The 18,680-nt window shown below is 71.8% G+C and carries 16 protein-coding genes; 8 read left to right on the top strand and 8 right to left on the bottom strand.

From position 1 onward, the window contains the following. Positions 1-34: 34 nt before the first annotated feature. The 3 genes from AB0E02_RS06980 to AB0E02_RS06970 form a co-directional block, all read right to left on the bottom strand. On the bottom strand, positions 35-1,018 hold the full coding sequence (locus AB0E02_RS06980; RefSeq protein WP_362136870.1) for a ScbA/BarX family gamma-butyrolactone biosynthesis protein: 984 nt from the start codon (positions 1,016-1,018) through the stop codon (positions 35-37). A gap of 70 nt (positions 1,019-1,088) precedes the next feature. After that, positions 1,089-1,766, bottom strand: coding sequence for a ScbR family autoregulator-binding transcription factor (locus AB0E02_RS06975; protein ID WP_362136868.1), 678 nt, complete (start codon positions 1,764-1,766; stop codon positions 1,089-1,091). Positions 1,767-2,215: 449 nt separating this feature from the next. Then, entirely contained in the window at positions 2,216-2,860 is a 645-nt protein-coding gene (locus AB0E02_RS06970) for a TetR/AcrR family transcriptional regulator (protein WP_362136865.1), read from the bottom strand. A gap of 484 nt (positions 2,861-3,344) precedes the next feature. Between AB0E02_RS06970 and AB0E02_RS06965 the strand changes: the two genes are divergently transcribed. Beyond that, entirely contained in the window at positions 3,345-4,094 is a 750-nt protein-coding gene (locus tag AB0E02_RS06965) for an HAD family hydrolase (protein WP_362136863.1), read from the top strand. 13 nt (positions 4,095-4,107) lie between these two features. Here AB0E02_RS06965 and AB0E02_RS06960 read toward each other — a convergent pair whose 3' ends face one another. Both AB0E02_RS06960 and AB0E02_RS06955 read right to left on the bottom strand, forming a co-directional pair. Beyond that, positions 4,108-4,959, bottom strand: a complete 852-nt coding sequence (locus AB0E02_RS06960; protein WP_362136861.1) for a PaaX family transcriptional regulator C-terminal domain-containing protein — start codon at positions 4,957-4,959, stop codon at positions 4,108-4,110. A 4-nt stretch (positions 4,960-4,963) separates the two neighbouring features. Further along, positions 4,964-6,613, bottom strand: coding sequence for an AMP-binding protein (locus tag AB0E02_RS06955; protein WP_362136859.1), 1,650 nt, complete (start codon positions 6,611-6,613; stop codon positions 4,964-4,966). A 239-nt stretch (positions 6,614-6,852) separates the two neighbouring features. Between AB0E02_RS06955 and AB0E02_RS06950 the strand changes: the two genes are divergently transcribed. Together AB0E02_RS06950 and AB0E02_RS06945 are read left to right on the top strand one after the other, a co-directional pair. Continuing rightward, positions 6,853-7,980, top strand: coding sequence for an acyl-CoA dehydrogenase family protein (locus tag AB0E02_RS06950; RefSeq protein ID WP_362136857.1), 1,128 nt, complete (start codon positions 6,853-6,855; stop codon positions 7,978-7,980). 123 nt (positions 7,981-8,103) lie between these two features. After that, the gene (locus tag AB0E02_RS06945; RefSeq protein ID WP_362136855.1) at positions 8,104-8,904 is read left to right on the top strand and encodes a VOC family protein; all 801 of its coding nucleotides are present in this window, start codon (positions 8,104-8,106) and stop codon (positions 8,902-8,904) included. A gap of 92 nt (positions 8,905-8,996) precedes the next feature. Here the strand turns inward: AB0E02_RS06945 and AB0E02_RS06940 are convergent, their stop codons facing one another. Next, positions 8,997-10,526, bottom strand: coding sequence for a UDP-N-acetylglucosamine 1-carboxyvinyltransferase (locus tag AB0E02_RS06940; RefSeq protein ID WP_362136853.1), 1,530 nt, complete (start codon positions 10,524-10,526; stop codon positions 8,997-8,999). A gap of 364 nt (positions 10,527-10,890) precedes the next feature. Between AB0E02_RS06940 and AB0E02_RS06935 the strand changes: the two genes are divergently transcribed. The 4 genes from AB0E02_RS06935 to AB0E02_RS06920 all read left to right on the top strand — a co-directional run bounded on the left by AB0E02_RS06935 (position 10,891) and on the right by AB0E02_RS06920 (position 14,016). Next, positions 10,891-11,787 carry a DUF1648 domain-containing protein gene (locus tag AB0E02_RS06935; protein ID WP_362136850.1) on the top strand — a complete coding sequence of 299 codons (897 nt, stop codon included), beginning with the start codon at positions 10,891-10,893 and terminating at the stop codon, positions 11,785-11,787. 1 nt (position 11,788) lies between these two features. Continuing rightward, a complete protein-coding gene (locus AB0E02_RS06930; protein WP_362136848.1) occupies positions 11,789-12,148 on the top strand; it encodes a GntR family transcriptional regulator in 360 nt (119 codons plus the stop codon). Positions 12,149-12,232: 84 nt separating this feature from the next. Further along, positions 12,233-13,036, top strand: coding sequence for a nucleotidyltransferase (locus AB0E02_RS06925; RefSeq protein ID WP_362136845.1), 804 nt, complete (start codon positions 12,233-12,235; stop codon positions 13,034-13,036). A 215-nt stretch (positions 13,037-13,251) separates the two neighbouring features. Next, complete coding sequence (locus AB0E02_RS06920; RefSeq protein WP_362136842.1) at positions 13,252-14,016, top strand: S16 family serine protease; 765 nt, start codon at positions 13,252-13,254, stop codon at positions 14,014-14,016. Positions 14,017-14,075: 59 nt separating this feature from the next. Here AB0E02_RS06920 and sigJ read toward each other — a convergent pair whose 3' ends face one another. Further along, on the bottom strand, positions 14,076-15,002 hold the full coding sequence (gene sigJ / locus AB0E02_RS06915; RefSeq protein WP_362136840.1) for an RNA polymerase sigma factor SigJ: 927 nt from the start codon (positions 15,000-15,002) through the stop codon (positions 14,076-14,078). Positions 15,003-15,185: 183 nt separating this feature from the next. Next, complete coding sequence (locus AB0E02_RS06910) at positions 15,186-15,662, bottom strand: DUF6193 family natural product biosynthesis protein (protein ID WP_362136838.1); 477 nt, start codon at positions 15,660-15,662, stop codon at positions 15,186-15,188. A gap of 297 nt (positions 15,663-15,959) precedes the next feature. Between AB0E02_RS06910 and acnA the strand changes: the two genes are divergently transcribed. Continuing rightward, the gene (acnA, locus tag AB0E02_RS06905; RefSeq protein WP_362136836.1) at positions 15,960-18,677 is read left to right on the top strand and encodes an aconitate hydratase AcnA; all 2,718 of its coding nucleotides are present in this window, start codon (positions 15,960-15,962) and stop codon (positions 18,675-18,677) included. The last annotated feature ends 3 nt before the right edge of the window (positions 18,678-18,680 follow it).

The raw sequence follows: 18,680 nt of genomic DNA, 5'->3' as shown, positions 1-18,680 counted from the left end.
CAGCGCGGGCGGGGCCGCTCCAGGAGCCGGTCCGTCAGGGCACCGGCACGCTGGTGATCCGCGCGGCGACCACCGGTTTTCCGTGCTGTTCCACGCCGACCTCGACCCGTCGCGCGCCGCCGGCCGTGACCGGGTCCGGGGTGCGCGCCCGCACCCAACTCGGCGCGTCCAGCTCGGCGTACCGCTCGAAGGAGCACTCCAGCGAGACCGGCAGCATCGGCACACCGGGCGTCACCGCCTGGGCGGCCTGCCGGGCGGCCTCGACCATCAGCATGCCGGGGGCGTGGTCCACGGGATGGCCGAAGAGCACCGGATGCGAGGTGTCGACCCGCAGTTGCCAGCGGTCCGGGTGGTCGGTGGGGGAGAGCACCACATCGCGTTCGTGGTCCCGGGCGACCAGCTGCGGACTTACCGGCTCCGGCACCGGCAGCCGGCGGGAGGTGGCGAACGCCAGGTCGCCGTATCTGCCGCGCAGCCGGCGGTGGGCCCTCGGGCTGTGACAGGAGTAGATCAGCCGGGCATGGGCCAAGTGGGCGCCCTCGCACCGGATGCGGACCTCCTGACGGGCGCTGATCAGGCGCTTCCCGCGGCGCACCACGTCATGGTCGGTGATCCGCAGCTCCACCTCGGCCGGTTCGTCGGCGGTGCGCAGCGCCTGCGGGGCGAGGTCGTAGCGGACGTGCTGCCAGACGATGGGGTGGTCGAGCGGCACCCGGTGCGCCACATGGCTCAGTAATATCCCCGCCTGCCGCACGGTCTCGATCAACAGCAGCGGATCGTGCAGCCCGGCGACCGGTCCGTAGAAGGTGTGGGCCCGCGGCCACTGGGCGCTGACCACCCAGCTGTCGCCGGGACCGGGCCGCCAGTTGGTGAGGAACACCTCGGACCCGGCGGTGCGGTGTCCGTATGCGCGAAGGCCGGGCGAGGGCGACGAGGCCGGGCGGTTCCCTCCCGCCAACGGGGTCGCCCGGTGGTGATGGTCGCGTGAGGAGGAGGGCATCAGGGTGGCGCTGGCCATGGGCGTCCCTTTCTGCGGTGCGGCTCTCAGCGCCCTCACGGGCGAACGATCGACGACGGCCCCGAGGTACCTAAGATACGGACCATGTGGTTTGTTTGCCAGGGGCCACCTGCCGGAGTGAAGCGCGGATCAGAGGGGGGACCTGGGTCCTGCGGCCGCGCGGTTCGAGACGGCTCAACGGGCCGGGCGCGGCCAGCCCCGGCAGGGTGTGCTTCCACAGCGCGGTGACCCGCTCGGGGAGGTCGGCGCGATTGGTCGCGGCCCGCGAGAACAACTGCACGCCCATGTAGGCGGCGACGAAGAACTCGGCCGCACGTTCGGGGACCACGCCGGGCAGTAATTCCCCGTTGTCCCGGGCCTCGCGGAACATCGTCGTGATGATGTCCGTCCACACCTGATAGGGCATCAGCGGTTCCTCGCTGAAGGTCGTCTCCACCGCGATACGGGTGCCGGCCTGCAGCATCGGGTCGCTGCGCAGCGCCAGCGCCACCTGGTGCGTGAAGTCGATGGCGTCCTGGAGGCGGGACGCACTGACCTGTGGGAGGAACGGTTCGGCCTGCTCCGTGATGACGGCACGAGCCAGCGCGTCCTTGGAGGTGAAGTGGAAGTACACCGCCCCTTTGGTGACGCCGGCGCGCTGGATGATCTCGGCCATGGTGGCCGCCTGGTAGCCGCGATGTCCTATGACGTGAGCCGCTGCTTCGAGGACCGTGCGTCGGGTACGCAGTGCGCGTTCCTGCTTGACCACAGATCATCCTCCGCATGCTCTCTTGGAGTTGTTCGGCCGTCGACCGCTGCTCGTGGCGGCGCAGTCTATTTGCGCCATCGTAAAGAAGCCAACCATGCGGTATTGAATCCGCGCGCCGCCCGACCCCAAGCCCGGTCGGTCACGGGGCACTTCATCGGGAGCAGGACCGGCCCCGCCGCCACGATCACGGATCACGGCGGCACGCGCGGATGTCGGAGGCGGCTGCGCGCTCCGGCGGACCCGGCCACCGCCGTTACGTGTGACGGGATTTCGCTGCCGACGCGCGGGTGCGGAGGGGGCCGCGGGCGCCGGACGGCATCGATGTGCCGGCATCGGCGCGGTGTTCGGGAGTGGTGACGCGGACGCGCGGTGACGGCAGCGCGTTGGCGTTCACCGGAGGGAGGAGGACGGGCCGCGGGAGCGGCCCGGTACGGCGCGACGGCTCCGGATCAGCCGGCCGCAGGCAGTTGTGCCGGTGCGGGAACGCCGGCGGCCGGCACCCGGTCCGGGGCCTCCGGGAGCAGCGCCCACAGCCCGGCGACGGCCTCCTCGTCCCACCAGGTGCCGTCCTCGCCGCCCAGGTGCAGCAGCCCCACCACGACCGAGGTCAGCAGTTGGGCGGTGCGCCGCGGTTCGGCGTCCGGCGCGTGCGCCGCGGCCGGTCCGCCGGGGCTGCCGGTGCCGCAGGTGACGGCCTTGTCGAGGAAGAGCGCGTACCAGCGCTGTTCCAGGGCGTAGATGCCGAGGCCCGGTGCGGTCTCGGGCCGCAGGCGCAGTCCGGCGCGCAGCACCGCGTCGGTCCGCACCCGGCCGAACAGCTCGACGGCGAAGTCCCGTACGGCGTGCGGCAGTGGCTCCGGGGAGCGGGTGAAGGCGTCCTCGATCTCCTGGAGGCTGGCGAGCGCGGAGTCCCGCACCGCGAGGGTCAGGTCGTCCTTGGACGTGAAGTGGAAGTAGAGGGCGCCCTTGCTCAGGCGGGCCCGCCGGCTGATCTCGACCATGCCCGCGGCCGGGACCCCCTTCTCCAGGAAGGTCTCGGCGGCCGAGCGGATGAGTGCCTGGCGGCTCTGGATGGCGCGATGCTGGGTGGGCACGGTGTCCGTCCCGTCTCTAGTACGGCTGCGAGCTGATTGCAGTCTACATAGAAAACCAACCATGCGGTTCGATATGCTTCAGGGGTTTGGCCGGAACTCGCGTCACCTGACGGGAAGTCGACGGTTCGCCGCCCCTTCGGGGGCATCGGCGGCCCCTGTGAAGCATGTGTCCCCAGTCTGAACGCTGGAAAGGGTGTTGTCGACCCGTCAGGGAGTGACCAAGGCGCATTGACAAACAGCGCAGGCGGTTTTTAAATCTCCGAAGGCGGTAAACGGGACGTTCCCTTCCGTTGCAGCCGCCCCGTCGGTCGCGTGCCGCCCCAGGACAGCGGTGCGCCATGGCGAGACCGCCTCAACCGTTACGAGTCGTCGACCGCGGGCCGCCCCACCAGCAGAGCCGGCAACGTCACCCGAACCCGCACCCCCACCGGAACCCGAAAGGTCTCCAGCCATGCGCGTAGCAACGGAAGTCCGCGAACGTCCCGTGAGAGGCGCACGGGGTACCGGAGTCGACACGCTCCGGGCCGCCGTCTTCGACCTTGACGGCACTCTCGCCAACACCCTGCCCGCAATCAGCAAACTGTTGGTCAAGGTGGCTTCGGAGCAGGGCTGCTCGGTGACCGCGCGGCAGGCGGCGGCGGCCATCGGCAAGCCGCCCGGCCCGGCCTTCGGCCGGCTGCTGGGCCGTCCCGAGGACGACGGACGGGTGCAGGCCGCCATCAACCGCTACCGCGAACTGTTCTCCTACGAAGTGCTCTGCCAGGGGCCGCAACTGCTCTTCCCCGGCGTGAGCGCGGGGCTGTCCGCCCTGCGCGCCCACGGCGTCGAGCTGGCGGTCGCCACGTCCAAGCCCACCCGCAGCGCCGAGGCGCTGCTCGACGTCATGGGCATCCGCGACCTGGTCGGGCCGGTCATCGGCCAGGACATGGTCCGACGCGGCAAGCCGCACCCGGAGATGGTGCTGCGGGCGGCCGGCCGCCTGGGGGTCGCGGCCTGGCAGACCGCATACGTGGGGGACACCGTGGGGGACATGAGGATGGCGGTCACCGCGCGCATGGAGCCGGTCGCGGTGACCTACGGGGTGGGCACGTTCGGCGAGTTGGCCGCGGTTGCCGGTACGCGCATGTGCAGTTCCTTCAAGGACGTGGTCTCGGTGATCGCCGCCGCCCGACCGCGCCCCGCCATGGCCGCCGGAGCCGCGGGCGCCGCGCGGGCCGTCCAGCGCCGCCGCTGACGCGCCGCGGCCGTCACGGCCCGGCCGTCACCTCACGCACGTAACGGGCGCCCGCCGCCTGCAAGGTGTCGTGCAGCCGGCCGAAGACCTCCGCAGCGCGGCCGCCCGGCCAGTCCTCCGGCAGGAGGGGAGAGGGCAGTCCGGGATCCGCGTACGGCAGACGGCGCCAGGCGTCCAGGGCCAGCAAATAGTCGTGGTAGGCAGCCTCGCCCGGCACCGTGCGCCGCCGTGACCAGCGGTGCAGCACCGGCTCCTGCTCCGCCAGGAAGGCGCGGTGCTGCGCGGCGATGGCGTCCAGGTCCCACCAGCGCGCCACCGACGAGGCCGTCGGCGCGAAGCCCGCATGCGTACCGGTGAACAGTTCGACGTAGGGGGCGAGTTCGAGCCGCTCCAGGGTGTGCCGGGTCTCCTCGTAGAGATGTGCGGGGGCGATCCACACACCCGGGGCGGCGGTCCCGAAGCCCAGCCGGGCCAGCCGTGAGCGCAGCAGGTGCCGTTTGTGCCGCTCCTCCTCGGGAACGGAGAAGACGGCCAGCACCCAGCCGTCGGACAGCCGCGCGGCCGGGCGGCCGAAGATCCGCCGGTCGCCGTCGTCCAGCAGCTGGCGGCCCGCGTCCGACAGCCCGTAGCCGGCCGCGCCGGTGACGGTACGCGCGGGGACGAGCAGGCCGCGCCGCTTGAGGCGGGAGACCGCGGAACGCACCGACGGCGGATCGACACCCAGCACGCCGAGCAGCCGGATCAGCGCGGCGACCGGCACCGGCCCGGCCGGCTGGTCCGCCGGGCCGGGCTCGTCGCGCCCGTACGCACCGTAGAGGGTGACGATCAGGGACCGTGGGGTGCGCTGTGTCTGCTGGTCGGTCACCGGATCACTGTAGATCGGCGACCGGATGTGGCCCACGGGACGGGTCGGCCGTCCCGTGCGGCGCGCGCAGCCGGAAGCGCTGGAGCTTGCCGGTCGGGGTGCGCGGCAGCGCGGTGTGGAAGACGATCTCGCGCGGGCATTTGTACGGGGCGATGCGGGACTTGGTGAAGGCGCGCAGCGCGGCGACGGTGTCCGGGCCCTGGGGCACACCGGCCCGCAGGACGACGTGGGCGACCACCACCTGCCCGCGTTCCTCGTCCGGCCGCCCGACGACCGCGGCCTCGGTCACGTCGGGGTGGTGCAGCAGTGCGTCCTCCACCTCGGGGCCGGCGATGTTGTACCCGGCCGAGATGATCATGTCGTCCGCGCGGGCCACATAGCGGAAGTAGCCGTCCGGCTCGCGGACATAGGTGTCGCCGGTGAGGTTCCAGCCGTCCCGCACGTACTCGGTTTGCCGCGGGTCGGCGAGGTAGCGGCAGCCCGTCGGGCCGCGGACCGCCAGCAGCCCGGGCTCGCCGTCCGGCACCGGCGCGCCGTCCGCGTCCACCACCCGCGCCTCGAAGCCCGGCACCGGCAGGCCCGTCGTGCCGGGCCGGATCGCCTCGTCGGCGGCCGCGATGAAGATGTGCAGCAGTTCCGTGGCGCCGATCCCGTTGATGATCCGCAGACCGGTCGCCTCGTACCAGGACTGCCAGGTGGCGGCGGGCAGGTTCTCCCCGGCCGACACGCAGCGGCGCAGCGAGGAGACGTCGTGCCCGGCGAGCCGGGGCAGCATCGCGCGGTAGGCGGTCGGCGCGGTGAACAGCACCGAGATCCGGTGCCGGGCGATGTCGCCGAGCAGCCGCTCGGGGCCGCCCCAGTCGGCGAGCAGGGCCGAGGCGCCGGCCCGCAGCGGGAAGATCACCAGCCCGCCGAGGCCGAAGGTGAAGCCCAGCGGCGGGCTGCCGGCGAACACGTCGTCCGGGGTGGGCCGCAGCACCTGCGCGGAGAAGGTGTCGGCGATGGCGAGCACGTCCCGGTGGAAGTGCAGACAGCCCTTGGGGCGGCCGGTGGTGCCGGAGGTGAAGGCGATCAGCGCGACGTCGTCGGCCGCGGTCGGCACCGCCTCGTACGGGACGCCGCCGGGCCGGGCCAGATGCCGCAGATCGCCCGGTCCGTCGCCGCCGTACGTCGTGATGCGCAGCCCGGGGACCCCGGCCTTGGCGAGGTCGTCGACCGCCTCGGCGGCGCACAGGGCGTGCTGCACCTGTGCCAGCCCGCAGATCGTGGCGAGTTCGTCGGGGCGCTGGGAGGCCAGGACCGTCACCGCGACCGCGCCGGCCTTCATCACGGCGAGCCAGCAGGCGGCCAGCCAGGGGGTGGTGGGGCCGCGGAGCAGGACGCGATTGCCGGGGCGGACGCCCAGCGGACCGGTGAGCGCATGCGCGATCGCGTCCACCCGGGCACGCAGTTCCCCATACGTCCAGACCCGGCCGGCCGCGTCGCGCAGCGCGGGCCGGTCGGCGCCGTACCGGGCGAGCGAGCCGTCCAGCAACTCGGCGCCGCAGTTCAGCCGGTCGGGATAGCCCAGGTCGGTCAGGTGCGGCCACTGCTCGCGGGGCGGCAGCCGGTCGCGCGCGAAGGTGTCGGTGTGGGCCGAGGACCGTGGCTCCATGGCGGTGCGCCCCCTAGGACGGCCGGGTGGCCGGCTCGGTCGGCTGCTCGTCCCTCCGGCCGGGACCGGCCGACGAGCCGTCGAGACTGCTCCAGAACTGTCTGTTGTCCAGGGACTGTCCGTCGCTCAAGGGCTGTCCCTCGCCCCGGGGGCTGCCGTTCGGATCCGTCGTCAGCGTAACGTGTTCGTGACGGCAGTCAACAGACCGCGATAGAGGACCGCTACCAGGGAGCCGCCTCGTGACTGTATTCGCGCTGGGACCGGACGAGCAGGAATGGTGTGCCGCGTTGCGCGCCATGACGGCCGAACGGCTGAGCCCGCTCGCCGAGAAGGGCACCGAGGGCCGGGTCAACCGCCCCCTGGTCGCCGCCCTCGGCGAACTCGGCCTGCTACGCCGCCTGTTCCCCGACGACGGGCCGCCGCGCGCCCTGGACCTGTGCCTGCTGCGGGAATCCCTCGCCCAGGAGTGCACGGAGGCGGAGACCGCCCTCGCGCTCCAGGGGCTGGGGACCTGTCCGGTCGTCCAGTCGGGGACCGAGGAACAGCGCGCCCGCTGGGTGCCCGAGGTCGTCGCCGGCCGCGCGGTCGCCGCCTTCGCGCTGAGCGAGCCGGACGCGGGCTCGGACGCCGCCGCGCTGTCGCTGGCCGCCGAACCGGACGGGCCGGGCCGCTGGCGGCTGACCGGCGAGAAGTGCTGGATCTCCAACGCGCCCGAGGCGGACTTCGCCACCGTCTTCGCCCGCACCGGCGGCGCGCCGGGGTCCCGCGGCGTCACCGCCTTCCTGGTGCCCGCCGACCGGCCCGGCCTGACCGGCGCGCACCTGGACCTGCTCAGCCCGCACCCCATCGGCACGCTGGTCTTCGACGGCACCCCGGTGACCGGCGAGGACGTGCTGGGCGAGGTGGACGGCGGCTTCGCCGTCGCGATGCGCACGCTGAACCTCTTCCGGCCGAGCGTGGGCGCCTTCGCGGTCGGCATGGCGCAGGCCGCGCTGGACGCCGCGGTGGCGCACGCCGGCGCGCGCACCGCGTTCGGCGGACCGCTGAAGGACCTGCAGTCCGTCGGCCACCAGCTCGCCGAAATGGCCACCCGCACCGAGGCGGCCCGCCTCCTGGTCTACGCGGCGGCCACCGCGTACGACACCGGGGCCCGCGACATCGCCCGCCGCTCGGCGATGGCCAAGCTGCTGGCCACCGAGACCGCGCAGTACGTGGTCGACGCCGCCGTCCAGATCCACGGCGCCCGCGCACTGCGCCGCGGCCACCTCCTGGAGCACCTGTACCGCGAGGTCCGGGCTCCCCGCATCTACGAGGGCGCCACGGAGGTGCAGCGCTCGATCATCGCGAAGGAGCTCTACCGGGCCTGACCGCCGACGGCGGGCCGGTACCGGGCACGGCCCGCCGACCGTCGGTCACCCACCGTTCCGACGGGCGAGTGTCAGTGCCGAATGTCAGGCTGAGTCCAGAGAGGATCCGCGAAGGGAAACGCCATGATCACTACTGACTTCGTCCCCGGCTCCCCGTGCTGGCTCGATCTGGGTGCGCCCGACGTCGAGGTCGCGACGGCCTTCTACCGAGCGGTGTTCGGCTGGCGGTCGGAGCCGTTCGGTGACCAGCAGGCGGGCGGATACACGCTCTTCCGGCTCGACGGGAAGGCGGTGGGCGCGGTCGGCCCGCTCACCGAGGACGGCGCCACGTCGGCCTGGACGATCTACTTCCACACCCCCGACGCGGACGCCACGGTCAAGGCGGTGGAGCAGGCGGGCGGCTCGGTCCGTTCGCAGCCGGTCATGGTCGGCGCCGAGGACGGCCGCTTCGCGCAGCTCACGGACCCGCAGGGCGCGGACTTCGCCATCTGGCAGCCCGCGCGGTACCCGGGCTTCGAGGCCGCCGACGCCCCGGGCAGCCTGGGCTGGACGGAGCTGTACACCACCGACCCGGCCGCCGCCCAGACCTTCTACAGATCCGTCTTCGACTGGCACACCCAGGACATGCCGCTCCCCGCCGGAGGCGGCACCTACACCCTCCTCACCCCCGCGCACTGCGGCGACGACCGCACGCACGGCGGCCTCATGGGCGTCCCCACCGACCTCCTCGCCCCCACGGGCAAGCCCTACTGGCACCCCGTCTTCATCTCCAAGGACTGCGACGCCACCGTCGGCCTGGTGACCGGCAACGGCGGCACCCTCTCCATGGGCCCCGAAACCGCCGAGGGCGTCGGCCGCCTCGCCGTCTGCACGGACTCCGCCGGCGCCGAATTCGTCATCCTGACGCCGCACGGAGCGCTGTAACGGCTCCCCGCACCCCGGGATTCCCGGTACGCCCCGGCTGACGACAGCCGGTGGCGTGGGCCCGCCCGAACTGCCGCAGCCGGGGGCGCGGTTCAGATGTCCCGGAAGATCTCGATCTGCGCCCCGATCGAGTTGAGGCGGGCCGCGAGGTCCTCGTAACCGCGGTTGATGACATAGACGTTGCGCAGGACGGAGGTGCCCTCGGCGGCCATCATGGCGAGGAGGACGACGACGGCGGGGCGCAGGGCCGGGGGGCACATCATTTCTGCGGAGCGCCAGCGGGTCGGGCCGTCGACCAGGACGCGGTGCGGGTCGAGCAGTTTGACCTGGGCGCCGAGGCGGTTGAGGTCCGTGAGGTAGATCGCGCGGTTGTCGTAGACCCAGTCGTGGATCAGGGTCTGGCCCTGGGCGCTGCCCGCGATCGCCGCGAAGAAGGGGACGTTGTCGATGTTCAGGCCCGGGAAGGGCATCGGGTGGATCTTGTCCAGCGGGGCCTGGAGTTTGGAGGGGCGGACGGTCAGGTCGATCAGCCGGGTGCGGCCGTTGTCGGCGGCGTACTCCGTGCTGCGTTCGTGGTCCAGGCCCATCTCCTCCAGGACCGCGAGCTCGATCTCCAGGAACTCCACCGGCACCCGGCGGATGGTCAGTTCCGACTCGGTGACGACCGCGGCGGCCAGCAGGCTCATCGCCTCGACCGGGTCCTCGGAGGGGGCGTAGTCCACATCGCGCTCGATGTGTGCGATGCCGTGCACGGTGAGGGTGGTGGTGCCGATGCCGTCGACCCGGACGCCCAGCTCCTCCAGGAAGAAGCAGAGGTCCTGGACCATGTAGTTGGAGGAGGCGTTGCGGATCACCGTGACGCCGTCGTGCCGGGCCGCCGCCAGCAGGGCGTTCTCGGTGACGGTGTCCCCGCGCTCGGTCAGTACGATCGCGCGCTTGGGGGTGACGCTGCGGTCGACCTCGCCGAGGTACGTGCCGTCGGTCGCGGTGATCTCCAGGCCGAAGTGCCGCAGCGCCGCCATGTGCGGAGTGACGGTCCGGGTGCCGAGGTCGCAGCCGCCCGCGTACGGCAGTTTGAAGCGGTCCATGCGGTGCAGCAGCGGACCGAGGAACATGATGACGCTGCGGGTGCGGCGGGCCGCCTCCAAGTCCATGGAGTCCAGGTCGAGTTCCGCGGGCGGCACGATCTCCAGGTCGTTGCCGTCGTTGATCCAGCGGGTGCGTACGCCGATGCTGCCGAGCACTTCGAGGATGCGGTAGACCTCCTCGATGCGGGCCACCCGGCGCAGAGTTGTGCGTCCGGCGTTCAGCAGAGTGGCGCAGAGCAGCGCCACGCAGGCGTTCTTGCTCGTCTTCACGTCGATGCTGCCGGACAGTCGACGGCCACCGACCACCCGCAGATGCATCGGGCCGGCATAGCCGAGCGAGACGATCTCGCTGTCCAGTGCCTCGCCGATGCGAGCGATCATCTCAAGGCTGATGTTCTGATTCCCGCGTTCGATGCGATTCACCGCACTCTGGCTTGTGCCGAGCGCTTCCGCGAGCTGCGTCTGCGTCCAGCCACGGTGTTGCCGGGCGTCACGGATGAGCTTGCCGATGCGTACGAGGTAGTCGTCTGCCATGGGGCGACCGTATCTCAGATATGAGATGGGTATGCAATTGATGGTGGTTGAGTTGTTCTATTAGTATGCGAATAAGTGGGGGGCGGTTGAGGGTGGGTCACCGTCGGTGTGTGCGCGATGTCGTGGGGCGTAGCGCCGATGGGTCTTATTCGGCGGGTACCCCTCACAGCGCACTAAATGCTGCGCAAAGGGTTCTTGGCGAGTGAAGGGTGTGAAGAGTGTGAAGGGTGTGAAAGACGCGAAAGGGATGAAGGGGGCGCCAGGGGGTGGGGCGCGGGCACGTTCCGGGTTGGCGTCGAGCGGTCCTTGGTGGGCCCTGATCGCCGCGTTCCCTTTCGTCGCGGCGCTCACGACCGTCGTGCTCGTGTACGCCGTCGTCGCCGACCGGCTGCCCGAACCGCTCGCGGCCCACTTCACGACCACCGGCGGCCGGGCCGACGGCTATGGCACCGCCCAGGACTTTCTGACGGTGGTTCTGGGGCTCCTCCTGGTGAGCGGGGCCGTCTTCGGTGCCCTCCTCCAGGTGCGTGCGTTCCGCCCCGCCACCCCTTGGCTGATCGCCGGCGGATACGCCACGGCCGCGGGGGTCGGCTATCCCGGCTGCCTCACCCTGCTCCTCAACGACGGGGCCGCCGATGCCTCGGCCGTACGGCTGCCCTTGTGGCATTTGCCCGTGATGCTCGTGGTCGCCCTGGCCGCCGGTGTACTGGGCCGGCTGCTGGCCGGCGCCCCACCCCGCCCGCCGGACCCGGAATCCGGCGGGGCGCCCCGGCTCGACCTCCCGGCCGGCACGGCCGCCGGCTGGTCACGCACCATCAGCTCGCCCCTGATGGCCGTCCTCGGCGGCGTGCTGTTCGGCGCCGGGCTGGTCCTCGGCGTCCTCGTCGACTGGCCGGCGAGCCTGAGCCTGATCCTCGCGGCGGCCCTGGTCCTTCCCTTCGCCTCCGTGCGGGTGACCGTCGACCGTCGCGGTCTGACCGTTGCGCCCGCCCTGCTGCCCTCGCGGCTCCGCATCCGCCGTGTCCCCCTCGACCGCATCACGGAGGCCACCGGCCGGCCGATCGCCGCCCTGGCGGAGTACGGCGGCTGGGGCTACCGCATCCGTCCCGGCGGCAGCGGGCTCATACTGCGCTCGGGTGACGGGATCGTGGTGACGCTCACCGGCGGCCGGACGTTCGCGGTGACGGTCGACGACGCGGCCACGGCCGCTGCCCTGCTCAACACGTACGCGGACCGCGCGCGGTCGCAGCAAGGAGGCTGAGGTGCTCTTCCGGGTCGATCCCGGCTCGTCCGTCCCGCTCGGCGACCAGATCGCGGCAGCGGTCCGCGGGGCGATCGCCGACGGCAGCGTCAGCACCGGGGAGCGGCTGCCGGCCGCCCGTGAACTCGCCGCTTCCCTGGGCGTGAACGTGCACACGGTCCTGCGCGGCTACCAGCGCCTCAAGGAAGAGGGCCTGATCGAACTCCGCCGCGGCCGCGGCGCGGTCGTCACCGGCACCAGCTCACCGGCCCGCGCCCGCCTCGGCGAGGCCGCCGCCCGCCTGATCGCCGAGGCCCGCCAACTGGGGCTCTCGGACGAGGAGATCGTGGGGGTGGTGCGGGTGGGGCTGAACGGGCGGTGAGGGGACAGGCGGAACGGTGTGGAGCCGGCCGCCGGCCCGTTGCGGCCCCTCCCCGTGCTGCGCCATCCGGGCCACACTGCAGCCATGGAACCCACCCAGGGCCGGCGCACCGACGTCCTCCTCCAGCGCTTCCGCACCGACCTGCACACCCGACTGCCGCTCCGGGCCCTGTGGGCGCACGGGTCGCTGGGCGGCGGGGACTACCAGGAGGGCCGCAGCGACCTCGACCTGATCGCGGTCCTCGACCGTCCCGCCACCCCGGAAGACGAACGGGACATCGGTGCGCTGCACCGCACGCTGGACGCCGACGACCCGCTCGCCCGGCATCTGCACTGCAGCTACCTGGTCGCCGATGACACCGCCGCCGACCCCGGACGCAGCCACCTCACCTGGGCCCATCGGGAGGTGCTGCACCGCCCGGTCACCCCGGTCACCCGGCGCGAACTCCACACGTTCGGCCGCGTCCTCTCCGGTGAGGCCCCCGGTGCGCTGCTCCCGCCGGTGACCGATGCCGAGCTCGCCAGCTACATCCGTCACGACCTGCGGAGTTACTGGCGACCCGCCCTGGACGACCCGGCGCGCTGGCTCCAGGACGCCTGGGTCGACCTCGGACTGCTGACCCTCGCCCGCGCCACGGTGACCCTGCGCGACGGCGCCCTCATCACCAAGGCCGAGGCGCTGACCGTCCTCGGCGAACTCGGCGCCCCGGACGCCGTCGTCACCGACATCGAAAACCGGCGGTACGGCCCCCGGCCCGCCCTCGCGTCCGTGGACCCGGACCGCCCCGGTCCCTCGCCCTGGCACTTTCACCGCGCCGACCTCACCCGGGCCTTCCTCGGCCCGGCCATCGACCGGACCCTCGCGACGTACGGAAAGGGCCGGGAGTGAGGCATCAACCGGCCTCAGGTAGCGCGGGGTTGAGGAGGTGGCGGGGTCGGGCGGGCGCGGCGTTCCGGGGTCGGTGAAAGCGGGCAATTGCCGTGACCTAGATTGGGCCGGTGACCACTCGCCCCTCCCGTGACGAAGCCCCGACGCCGACGTCGACGCCCTCGCGGACGTCTGCGCCGGCCCCGGCTCCCGGCCGTTCCCGGTCCCGCGCCCGTGTGCGGGGGATCGCGCTCGGCGTCGTGCCGCTGGTGGCGCTGCTCGCCGTGGTGGGGTTCGCGCCGCTGCCGTACTCGGTGGCGCGGCCCGGGCAGACCACGGACGTGCTCGGGAAGCACGGCGGCGGGGAGGTCGTCGCGGTCAGCGGCGCCCCGGTGCGTAAGACCCGTGGTCAGCTGCGGATGGTGGCGATCCAGGCGACCGGGCCGCATGTCGACATCCACCTGGGCCAGGTGGTCGACGCCTGGTTCCGTCCGGATCGTGCGGTGATGCCCAAGGATGCCGTCTTTCCTTCTGGAAAGTCCGATGCGCAGGTCGCCCAGCACAACCGCGCGGACATGAAGTCCTCCCAGCGGTCCGCCGTCGCCGCCGCGCTCGGGCTGCTGCACAAGGACCCGGACCAGGTGAAGGTCAAGCTGACGCTCGACGATGTGGGCGGGCCCAGCGCCGGGCTGATGTTCTCGCTCGGCATCGTCGACAAGCTGGCCGGCGACGGCAGCGGCGGCGACCTCACCGGCGGTCGCACCATCGCCGGTACGGGGACGATCGACGCCGACGGCACGGTGGGTGCGGTCGGTGGCGCGGCGCTCAAGACACAGGCGGCGCGGCGCGACGGGGCGAGCGTCTTCCTCGTGCCGGAGGAGGAGTGCGCACAGGTACAGCCCGCACCGGCGGGACTGCGGCTGGTCCCCGTCACCACGCTCAAGAGCGCGGTGCAGGCGCTGCGCGCACTGGCCCGCGGCGGCACGGTCCCGCACTGCTGAGGCCGCCCACGCGACGCCTCAAGTGGCCGCCTTCCGAGGCCAATTGACCGCCCTCGCCGTCAGTCGGTGACCTCGGCGTCCTCGTCCTCACCATCGTCGTCGTACTCGTCAAGGATGGTCAGGTCCAGCCGCCGCAGCCGCGCGAGGTCGGCCAGGATGTTGATCTCGACGATCCTTCCGTGCGCGAAGGTGAAGCCCATGACGGCGAAGAGCCGGCCGTTGTGCACCGTGACCACCCCCGGCGCACCGTTGACCAGGGCCGGCCGGGCGGACAGCGCCAACCGGGAGAACAGCAGGGCCTGTTCGACGACCGGCCGGGCCCCGCGGACCAGCTTCGAGACGCCGCCGGGCGCGGCACCGGCGTCCGCCCGCAGCACCACGTCCGGGTCGAGCACCGCGAGCAGCGCGTCGAAGTCGCCCCCGCGCGAGGCGGCGAGGAAGGCGTCGACCACCTCCCGCTGGCGGGTGAGATCGGTGTCCGGAGCCGGCGCCGTGCCCCGGACCCGCCGGCGGGCGCGGCTGGCGAGCTGCCGGGTGGCGGCCGGCGTACGGTCGATGACCGGCGCGATCTCGTCGAAGGGCATCGCGAACATGTCGTGGAGCACGAACGCCAGCCGTTCGGCGGGGGAGAGGGTCTCCAGAACGACCAGCAGGGCGAGCCCCACCGAGTCGGCCAGCAGCGCTTCCTGTTCCGGGTCGACGCGGTCCGGGGAGCTCACGATCGGCTCGGGGACATGCGTGTCGAGGGGGTCCTCACGACGCGCCTTGCGCATCCGCAGCTGGTCCAGGCAGACCCGGCCCACGATCGTGGTCAGCCAGCCGCCCAGGTTCTCCACCCCGTCCACGCCGGACCGGCTCAGGCGCAGCCAGGCCTCCTGCACGGCGTCATCCGCCTCGCTGAGCGAGCCGAGCATCCGGTAGGCCACCGCCCGCAGATGCCTCCGGTTCTGCTCGAACTGCTCCGCCAGCCACTGGGTGTCGGTCATCGCTCTCCTGCTTCCCCGTCGAGGTGCGTCATGAGGATGACGGAGCGGAGCGGAACGATGTGACGGTCGCATGACGTAACGCGAGTGTCGCGCTGGGTCGCGTGACGGTGGCGCTCGCCCGCAGGGCGCGGTGCGCGGCACCGGCGCCGGTCGACGAACGACGGGTGTCAGGGGAGCCCCGCGTCACCCGTCAAGGTCGGCGCCGCCGGCAGCCGGGGGCGTGAGCCCGTCCGCGAGTTGGGCGGCGGCAAGGGCGACGGCCTCCTCGGCAGTGGTGCGGTAAGAAGGCGCGGTGGAAGTGCCGGGACGGTGGACGCGGAACCGTCCGTCGGGCAACGGGGTGATGGCCGCCCGAACAACGTACGGATAGTGGGGGCGGCTGCTGAGGCACACGGTGAAGTGGCTGGTGAAAGGATGGAGCCGACCCAGGCGCGGATCTGCGTGGCAGGCCTCCAGGAGGGGGACGATGCCCGGGTACGGCCTTCCCGGCGTGAGGGACTCGTGACGTTCACGAGTCCACTGCCAGACCCGTATCAGCCGCTGCCACCTGACCTCGCCCGCTCCGGCGGGCCCACCACCGTGGGCTGCCACCAGGTCGGCGAAGTCGGGCTTCGGCGGTATCGGCCTGTGCGTCGCCCGGGTGGAATCGTCAAGGCTCATCACTGCAGTCTGCCCCCGCGTCGTCGCCCCGGGGGCGGTTCGGCCGGGCAGGGGCGCTGCGGGGTCGAATTTCGGTGAGAACGGTCGGGGGTTCCCTGGGGCAGGACAAAAGTCAGGGCATGACCGCGCCGCCTCGATGTACTAGAGTTATCTCGACATCGAGATATCTGCCGAGAGGCGTACCGCTGCCGCGCTGGTAAGGCGAACCTAACTTAGGCTCACCTTAGCGGATGGGGCGAAAGCCTGTGACGGCAGGATGCGGTGGTACGCGCGAATTCATGCATGAAGGAGACTGTCGTGTCGGCGAACAGCTTCGACGCCCGCAGCACGCTGCAGGTGGGCGACGACTCGTACGAGATCTTCCGGCTGGACAAGGTCGAGGGCTCCGCCCGTCTGCCGTACAGCCTGAAGGTGCTGCTGGAGAACCTGCTCCGCACCGAGGACGGCGCGAACATCACCGCCGACCACATCCGGGCGCTCGGCAACTGGGACTCGCAGGCCCAGCCCAGCCAGGAGATCCAGTTCACGCCGGCCCGCGTGATCATGCAGGACTTCACCGGTGTGCCGTGTGTCGTGGACCTCGCCACCATGCGTGAGGCCGTGAAGGAGCTGGGCGGCGACCCGGCGAAGATCAACCCGCTGGCCCCGGCCGAGCTGGTCATCGACCACTCCGTCATCGCCGACAAGTTCGGCACGAAGGACGCCTTCGGCCAGAACGTGGAGCTGGAGTACGGCCGCAACAAGGAGCGCTACCAGTTCCTGCGCTGGGGCCAGAAGGCGTTCAACGAGTTCGCCGTCGTCCCGCCCGGCACCGGCATCGTCCACCAGGTCAACATCGAGTACCTGGCCCGCACCGTCATGGTCCGCGGCGGCCAGGCGTACCCCGACACCCTGGTCGGCACCGACTCGCACACCACGATGGTCAACGGCCTGGGCGTCCTGGGCTGGGGCGTCGGCGGCATCGAGGCCGAGGCCGCGATGCTCGGCCAGCCGGTCTCCATGCTCATCCCGCGCGTCGTCGGCTTCAAGCTGACCGGTGAGCTCAAGCCCGGCACCACCGCCACCGACCTCGTGCTCACCATCACCGAGATGCTGCGCAAGCACGGCGTCGTCGGCAAGTTCGTCGAGTTCTACGGTGAGGGCGTCGCCGCCACCTCCCTCGCCAACCGCGCCACCATCGGCAACATGTCGCCCGAGTTCGGCTCCACCGCCGCGATCTTCCCGATCGACGACGAGACCCTGAACTACCTCAAGCTGACCGGCCGCTCCGAGCAGCAGGTCGCCCTGGTCGAGGCGTACGCCAAGGAGCAGGGCCTCTGGCTGGACCCGAAGGCCGAGCCGGACTTCTCCGAGAAGCTGGAGCTGGACCTCTCCACCGTCGTCCCGTCGATCGCCGGCCCGAAGCGCCCGCAGGACCGCATCGTCCTCGCCAACGCCGCCGAGCAGTTCAAGCTGGACGTCCGCAACTACGTCGACGTGGTCGACGAGGCGGGCCAGGAGTCCTTCCCGGCCTCCGACGCCCCGGCCGTCCACCCCAACGGTGCGCCGTCCAACCCCTGCACCGTCACCGCCCCCGACGGCTCGACCTACACCCTCGACCACGGTGCGGTGACCGTCGCGGCCATCACCTCCTGCACCAACACCTCGAACCCGTACGTCATGGTCGCCGCGGCGCTGGTCGCCAAGAAGGCCGTGGAGAAGGGCCTGACCCGCAAGCCGTGGGTCAAGACCACCCTCGCCCCGGGCTCGAAGGTCGTCACCGACTACTTCGACAAGGCCGGTCTGACGCCGTACCTGGACAAGGTCGGCTTCAACCTCGTCGGCTACGGCTGCACCACCTGCATCGGCAACTCCGGCCCGCTGCCGGAGGAGGTCTCCAAGGCCGTCAACGACCACGACCTGGCCGTGACCTCGGTGCTCTCCGGCAACCGCAACTTCGAGGGCCGGATCAACCCCGACGTCAAGATGAACTACCTGGCCTCGCCGCCGCTGGTCGTCGCCTACGCCCTCGCCGGCTCCATGAAGGTCGACATCACGCGCGACGCCCTGGGCACCGACCAGGACGGCAACCCGGTCTACCTGAAGGACATCTGGCCGAGCGAGTCCGAGGTGAACGACGTCGTCGCCAACGCCATCGGCGAGGACATGTTCTCCAAGTCCTACAGCGACGTCTTCGCGGGCGACGCCCAGTGGAACGCGCTCCCGGTCCCGACCGGCAACACCTTCGAGTGGGACGCCGAGTCCACCTACGTCCGCAAGCCCCCGTACTTCGAGGGCATGCAGATGGAGCCGGCGCCGGTCCAGGACATCAGCGGCGCCCGCGTTCTCGCCAAGCTGGGCGACTCGGTCACCACCGACCACATCTCCCCGGCCGGTGCGATCAAGGCCGACACCCCGGCCGGCCAGTACCTCACCGAGCACGGCGTCGAGCGTCGCGACTTCAACTCCTACGGCTCCCGCCGTGGTAACCACGAGGTCATGATCCGCGGCACCTTCGCCAACATCCGCCTGCGCAACCAGATCGCGCCGGGCACCGAGGGCGGCTACACCCGCGACTTCACCCAGGCTGACGCGCCGGTGTCGTTCATCTACGACGCCTCGCGCAACTACATCGACCAGGGCATCCCGCTGGTCGTCCTGGCCGGCAAGGAGTACGGCTCCGGCTCGTCCCGCGACTGGGCGGCCAAGGGCACCGCGCTGCTCGGCGTCAAGGCCGTCATCGCCGAGTCCTACGAGCGCATCCACCGCTCGAACCTCATCGGCATGGGCGTGCTGCCGCTGCAGTTCCCCGAGGGCGGCTCCGCCGAGTCGCTCGGTCTGACCGGTGAGGAGACCTTCTCCATCGCCGGCGTGACGGAGCTGAACGACGGCACCACGCCGCGCACGGTCAAGGTCACCACCGACACGGGCGTCGAGTTCGACGCGGTCGTCCGCATCGACACCCCCGGTGAGGCCGACTACTACCGCAACGGCGGCATCATGCAGTACGTGCTGCGGTCGCTGATCGGGAAGTAATCC

It is taken from the genome of Streptomyces sp. NPDC048196 (genome assembly GCF_040652715.1).
GTDB classification, from domain to species: Bacteria; Actinomycetota; Actinomycetes; order Streptomycetales; family Streptomycetaceae; genus Streptomyces; species Streptomyces siderophoricus.
The sequence above is the reverse complement of the archived record's forward strand: the minus strand, read 5'-3'. Positions and strand labels throughout refer to the sequence as shown.